The sequence below is a fragment of the Escherichia sp. TW14182 genome (genome assembly GCF_000208525.1).
Lineage (GTDB): Bacteria > Pseudomonadota > Gammaproteobacteria > Enterobacterales > Enterobacteriaceae > Escherichia > Escherichia ruysiae.
In genome coordinates, this window is the sequence record NZ_AEJZ01000167.1 from 1 (window position 1) to 5,747 (window position 5,747).

The window sequence follows — 5,747 nt, forward strand, 5'->3', positions numbered from 1 at the left end:
AAAGCCCCCGCAACATTGCGCCTCACCGGAACCCCCTGGCTTGCGGCTGATTCTACTGACGCTTTCTGCCCCTGGCATCTGCCTGTTTTTCACTTTGCGCGATACATTCCAGCTTATTTTCATATTTGCAGAATTTTCACTGTACGCATTACCCGCGCTCTGACACCAGACTGGTAGTGAAATGCGCAATTTTGTAGAATTGCGCCTCCTCGCGATTCTCCCCGGTGAATCTGTTGCCTCATTCTTAGCACACTGCGTATTCGACTTCTCCGCCTGTTGCGCAAGAGAAACGGGGGATAACCATCTTTGCGGGGCTGACTTCTTTCTGGACAGGACTTTATGCAGGACAACACATTACAACTACGCGATCAGAAATTACCATTTACGCGATACGACTTCGGCTGGGTTTTATTATGCATAGGAATGGCAATTGGTGCCGGAACGGTGCTGATGCCAGTACAAATTGGGCTGAAGGGAATTTGGGTATTTATCACCGCCGCCATTATTGCTTATCCAGCAACCTGGGTAGTGCAGGATATTTATTTAAAAACACTATCTGAAAGTGAATCCTGTAATGACTACACCGATATTATCAGTCATTACCTGGGGAAGAACTGGGGAATATTTCTCGGCGTTATCTACTTTTTGATGATTATCCACGGAATTTTTATCTATTCCCTCTCCGTGGTTTTCGACAGCGCCTCATACCTGAAAACCTTCGGTTTGACCGATGCCGATCTTTCACAATCCCTACTTTATAAAGTGGCTATTTTCGCCGTACTGGTAGCTATCGCGTCAGGTGGGGAAAGATTATTGTTTAAAATTTCCGGCCCGATGGTGGTGGTCAAAGTGGGCATTATTGTGGTGTTCGGTTTTGCGATGATCCCGCACTGGAATTTCGCCAATATAACCGCGTTCCCACAAGCCTCCGTCTTCTTTCGCGACGTCCTGCTTACTATCCCTTTTTGCTTCTTTTCTGCAGTATTTATTCAGGTGCTTAACCCGATGAATATTGCCTACCGCAAACGAGAAGCAAATAAAGTGCTGGCAACACGACTCGCGCTGCGCACCCATCGGATTAGCTATATCACGCTCATCGCGGTGATCCTGTTTTTTGCCTTTTCGTTTACCTTTTCGATTAGCCATGAAGAAGCCGTTTCTGCCTTTGAGCAAAATATCTCGGCACTGGCACTGGCGGCACAGGTGATCCCTGGGCATATCATTCATATCACCTCTACGGTGTTGAATATCTTTGCTGTACTGACCGCATTTTTTGGCATTTATCTCGGTTTCCACGAGGCCATTAAAGGCATTATTCTCAATCTGTTAAGCCGAATTATTGATACCCGAAAAATTAACTCACGCATACTGACTCTGGCAATTTGCGCTTTTATCGTCATTACGTTGACGATTTGGGTTTCGTTTCGCGTATCGGTGCTGGTGTTCTTTCAGTTGGGAAGCCCGTTATATGGCATTGTGTCGTGCCTCATTCCGTTTTTCCTGATCTATAAAGTCGCACAACTGGAAAATCTTCGCGGGTTAAAAGTCTGGCTGATTCTGCTGTACGGCATTTTGCTGTGCTTGTCGCCACTGTTGAAGTTGATTGAGTAAACCGGAGCGCATGGCCCCGGTTTTGTGAGTTAACGCTGCGGATTTTCATCCTGATCAACAGCAAAACAAGCGACCAGTTGACCGCCGTAGTCTTTTAGCTGCGGCTGCAACTGGGTGCAGGGGCCGAAGCGTCGACGACAACGAGCATTAAAGGCGCAGCCCGGCGGTGGATTGAGTGGGCTTGGCAGTTCACCGGTAAGCTTAATGCGCTCGCGGCGATCGTCCGGGTTCAGGCGCGGCGTCGCAGAGAGCAGTGCCTGAGTATACGGATGGCGCGGGTTATTAAAGATTTGTTCCTTCGTTCCCTTCTCCACGCAGCGGCCCAGGTACATCACCATCACTTCATCGGCAATGTGCTCCACCACCGACAGGTCGTGGGAGATGAAGACATAAGAAAGCCCCAGTTCCTGCTGCAAATCCATCATCAGGTTGAGCACCTGCGCACGCACCGAGACGTCCAGCGCGGAAACCGGTTCATCGGCAATCACCACGTCCGGGTCGAGCATCAGACCACGTGCAATGGCGATACGCTGACGCTGACCGCCGGAAAACATGTGCGGATAGCGGTCGTAGTGCTCGGTTTTCAGGCCGACTTTCGCCATCATCGACAGGGCTTTTTCCCGACGCTGTTCTTTGCTTAAGCTGGTGTTGATCAGCAGCGGCTCTTCGAGAATTTGCCCAACTTTTTTACGCGGATTCAGCGAACCGTAAGGGTTCTGGAAGACAATCTGGATTTTCTGCCGACGCAGCTTCTGCGCCTGCGGATCGTGCTTAAGCAGATCCTGCCCCTGGTAATACAGCTCGCCGCCGGTGGGCGTTTCAATCATCGTCAGCAACCGACCGAGGGTCGATTTACCGCAGCCAGATTCGCCCACTACTGCCAGCGTTTTGCCACGTTCAAGGTTAAACGAAACACCATCCAGCGCCTTCACCAGACGTTCCGGTGCGAACATACCTTTCTTCACCGGATAATGTTTTTTCAGGTCGATAGCCTGCAACAGCGGTTGTTGCGAGGTGGCCTCTTGCGTACTCATAGTGTGGGCCTCCCGGCATCATCAAGTGGGTAATGGCATTTGGACTGACGCCCGTCAGCGAGCATATTCAGCGCCGGTTCTTCAGCGCGGCATCTGTCAGTGGCATAGGGACAGCGCGGGTTAAGCAGGCAGCCGTTCGGGCGGTCGTACTTGCCGGGAACGACACCAGGCAACGACGCCAGACGTTCTTTGTCCTGAGCAAATTCCGGCAGCGCGCGTAGCAATGCCTGAGTATACGGATGACGCGGCGCACGGAAGATGGCGTGAGCATCGCCCGTTTCCACCACCTGGCCTGCATACATCACGATGATTTTATGCGCCGCTTCCGCCACCAGCGCCAGGTCATGGGTGATCAACACCAGCGCCATATTCTCTTTCTGCTGCAACTCCAGCAGCAGTTCGATGATTTGCGCCTGAATGGTCACGTCCAGCGCGGTGGTCGGTTCATCGGCAATCAGCAGTTTTGGCCGACAGGCAATCGCCATGGCGATCATCACGCGCTGGCTCATTCCGCCGGAAAGCTGATGCGGGTAAACATCCAGACGCGATGCCGGATCGGGAATACCGACCTGATTCAACAGGTCAATCGCCCGCTGACGGCGGGTACTTTTGTTACCGCCCTGATGCACCTTAATCGCTTCCATAATCTGGAAACCCACGGTGTAGCACGGGTTGAGACTGGTCATCGGGTCCTGGAAGATCATCGCTACTTCGGCACCCACCAGATTGCGGCGCTCTTTTTCCGAGATACGCTGCAAATCCTGGCCGTTAAATTCCAGCTTTTCCGCCATCACGCGACCCGGATAATCAATCAGCCCCATAATCGCCAGTGAACTGACCGATTTACCCGAACCGGATTCACCCACAATCCCGACCACTTCGCCCTGTTTCACGCTGTAGCTGATGCGGTCTACGGCGCGGAATGGTGCGCTTTCGTCGCCGAAATGCACCGATAATTTATCTACATTTAATAACGCCATCTCGAACCTCTTACTGCTTCAGTTTGGGATCGAGCGCGTCACGCAGACCGTCACCCATCAGGTTAAATGCCAGCACCGTCAGCAGGATCGCCAGACCAGGGAAGGTCACGACCCACCAGGCGCTTTGCGCGAACTGCAACACATCGGAGAGCATGGTGCCCCACTCCGGCGTTGGCGGCTGCGCCCCCATACCGAGGAAACCAAGAGCAGCCATATCGAGAATGGCGTTAGAGAAACCGAGCGACGCCTGAACAATCAGCGGCGCAAGGCAGTTGGGAAGAATATTGATAAACATCTGGCGCAGCGCCCCGGCTCCCGCTACGCGAGAAGCGGTAACGTAATCGCGATTCACCTCCACCAGCACGGCGGCGCGGGTTAAGCGGACATAGTGCGGCAAGGCAACGAAGGTCAGCGCCAGCGCGGCGTTACCAATCGACGGGCCGAAGATAGCCACCAGCACCAGCGCCAGCAACAGGCTTGGCAGCGCCAGCATGATATCGACCACGCGCATGATGATGTTATCGACCAGGCCGCCAAAGTAACCGGCGATCAGGCCGAGAATTACGCCCATAATCAGCGATAACACCACCACCAGACAACCGACCAGCAGCGACAAGCGTGCGCCGTACATCAGGCGCGACATCACATCGCGACCAACATCATCGGTGCCCAGCAAGTGCGCCATGCTGCCGCCTTCCTGCCACGCTGGCGGGGCGAGCAGTGCATCGCGGAACTGTTCCGCCGGGTTATAGGGTGCAATCCAGTTGGCAAAGATCGCGATAAACAGCACGATGACGACGTAAACCAGCCCGACAACCGCGCCTTTGTTGCGTTTAAAATAGTGCCAGAACTCCTGTAACGGGGTCATCGGCACCGGTGCAGTAATCACTTTATTTTCAGTAACCTGTGACATGATGTTCCCTTACTTCTTATGACGAATACGCGGGTTCACCACGCCGTACAGCAGATCGACCAGCAGGTTGACGAGGATAATCATCGTCGCCACCAGCAATACGCCGCCCTGCACCACCGGATAATCGCGGCGTTGCAGCGCGTCAATCAACCAGCGCCCAAGACCGGGCCACGAGAAGATGGTTTCGGTCAGAATCGCCCCCGCCAGCAGCGTCCCCACCTGCAGGCCGATAACGGTTACCACCGGCAGCATCGCGTTACGCAGCGCATGGACGATAATCACTCTAAGGCGGGTCAGCCCTTTGGCTCGCGCGGTGCGGATATAATCTTCACCCAGCACTTCCAGCATCGAGGAGCGCGTCATACGCACAATGACCGCCAGCGGGATAGTACCCAGCACAATAGCGGGCAGGAGCATATGGGCGACGGCATCGATAAAGTTACCGTCTTCCCCCCAGATGGCGGTGTCGATCAGCATAAAACCGGTTAACGGATTGGAATCATCGAGAAACACCATGTCGCTCACGCGACCGGAGACAGGCGTCAGGTTCCAGTGCACTGAAACCAGCATGATCAACATCATGCCCCACCAGAAGATTGGCATCGAGTAGCCGGTCAGCGCCAGACCAACCGCCGTGTGATCGAAAATGGAACCGCGTTTAACCGCAGCCAGTACACCAACCGGAATACCGACCGCAGTCGCAAAAATCATCGCGCAAACACCAAGTTCCAGCGTAGCCTGGAAGCGTGGCACGAACTCTTCCCAAACCGGGATGCGGCTTTTCATCGAAATGCCTAGATCGCCGTGCATAACGCCCCAAATGTAATGGAGATACTGCTGCCACATCGGCTTATCTAAGCCGAGTTCTGCCAGCAATTGCGCATGGCGCTCTGGGGAGATCCCACGTTCGCCCGCCATGATCATCACCGGATCGCCGGGGATCATGTGAACAAAGGCAAAGGTGAGAAGGGTAATACCGATAAACGTGGGGATGACGAGTCCCAAACGTCGGAGAATAAACTGCAACATAACCCGGATTCTCTATAGTGACCCGCAGCCTGGAACTGCGTGTCTGTATTGCTCACCAATCAATTCCCGCCCGTGCCGGACAGGGAATGAAGTATTGCTGCCGGATGGCGCTGTGCGCAGAGGCACAGCACCACCGGGTATGCAGATTGTTGACAAAGTGCGCTTTGTTCATGCCGGATG

At 53.9% G+C, this 5,747-nt stretch carries 5 protein-coding genes; 1 reads left to right on the top strand and 4 read right to left on the bottom strand.

Annotated features, from left to right (window positions below; all coding sequences use genetic code 11):
• The first annotated feature begins 339 nt into the window (after positions 1 to 339).
• Complete coding sequence (locus EQY_RS0114515) at positions 340 to 1,611, top strand: SLC5/6 family protein (protein ID WP_001153788.1); 1,272 nt, start codon at positions 340 to 342, stop codon at positions 1,609 to 1,611.
• 29 nt (positions 1,612 to 1,640) lie between these two features.
• On the opposite strand, the gene dppF is transcribed toward EQY_RS0114515, so the two are convergent.
• The 4 genes from dppF to dppB are packed head-to-tail and all read right to left on the bottom strand — an operon-like array spanning position 1,641 to position 5,567.
• Positions 1,641 to 2,645: a dipeptide ABC transporter ATP-binding subunit DppF gene (gene dppF / locus EQY_RS0114520; RefSeq protein WP_000107037.1), complete on the bottom strand. Its 1,005-nt coding sequence runs from the start codon at positions 2,643 to 2,645 to the stop codon at positions 1,641 to 1,643.
• On the bottom strand, positions 2,642 to 3,625 hold the full coding sequence (dppD, locus tag EQY_RS0114525; RefSeq protein ID WP_001196491.1) for a dipeptide ABC transporter ATP-binding protein: 984 nt from the start codon (positions 3,623 to 3,625) through the stop codon (positions 2,642 to 2,644). The genes dppF and dppD overlap by 4 nt, the downstream gene beginning before the upstream one ends.
• Before the next feature lie 10 nt (positions 3,626 to 3,635).
• Positions 3,636 to 4,538, bottom strand: a complete 903-nt coding sequence (gene dppC / locus EQY_RS0114530) for a dipeptide ABC transporter permease DppC (RefSeq protein WP_000084683.1) — start codon at positions 4,536 to 4,538, stop codon at positions 3,636 to 3,638.
• A gap of 9 nt (positions 4,539 to 4,547) precedes the next feature.
• Entirely contained in the window at positions 4,548 to 5,567 is a 1,020-nt protein-coding gene (dppB, locus tag EQY_RS0114535; RefSeq protein ID WP_000938858.1) for a dipeptide ABC transporter permease DppB, read from the bottom strand.
• Positions 5,568 to 5,747: the final 180 nt, after the last annotated feature.

Excerpts from the sequence above, each read along its gene's own strand:
- EQY_RS0114515 (WP_001153788.1), top strand. The coding sequence starts at position 340 with ATGCAGGACAACACATTACAACTACGCGATCAGAAATTACCATTTACG.
- dppF (WP_000107037.1), bottom strand. The coding sequence starts at position 2,645 with ATGAGTACGCAAGAGGCCACCTCGCAACAACCGCTGTTGCAGGCTATC.
- dppD (WP_001196491.1), bottom strand. The coding sequence starts at position 3,625 with ATGGCGTTATTAAATGTAGATAAATTATCGGTGCATTTCGGCGACGAA.
- dppC (WP_000084683.1), bottom strand. The coding sequence starts at position 4,538 with ATGTCACAGGTTACTGAAAATAAAGTGATTACTGCACCGGTGCCGATG.
- dppB (WP_000938858.1), bottom strand. The coding sequence starts at position 5,567 with ATGTTGCAGTTTATTCTCCGACGTTTGGGACTCGTCATCCCCACGTTT.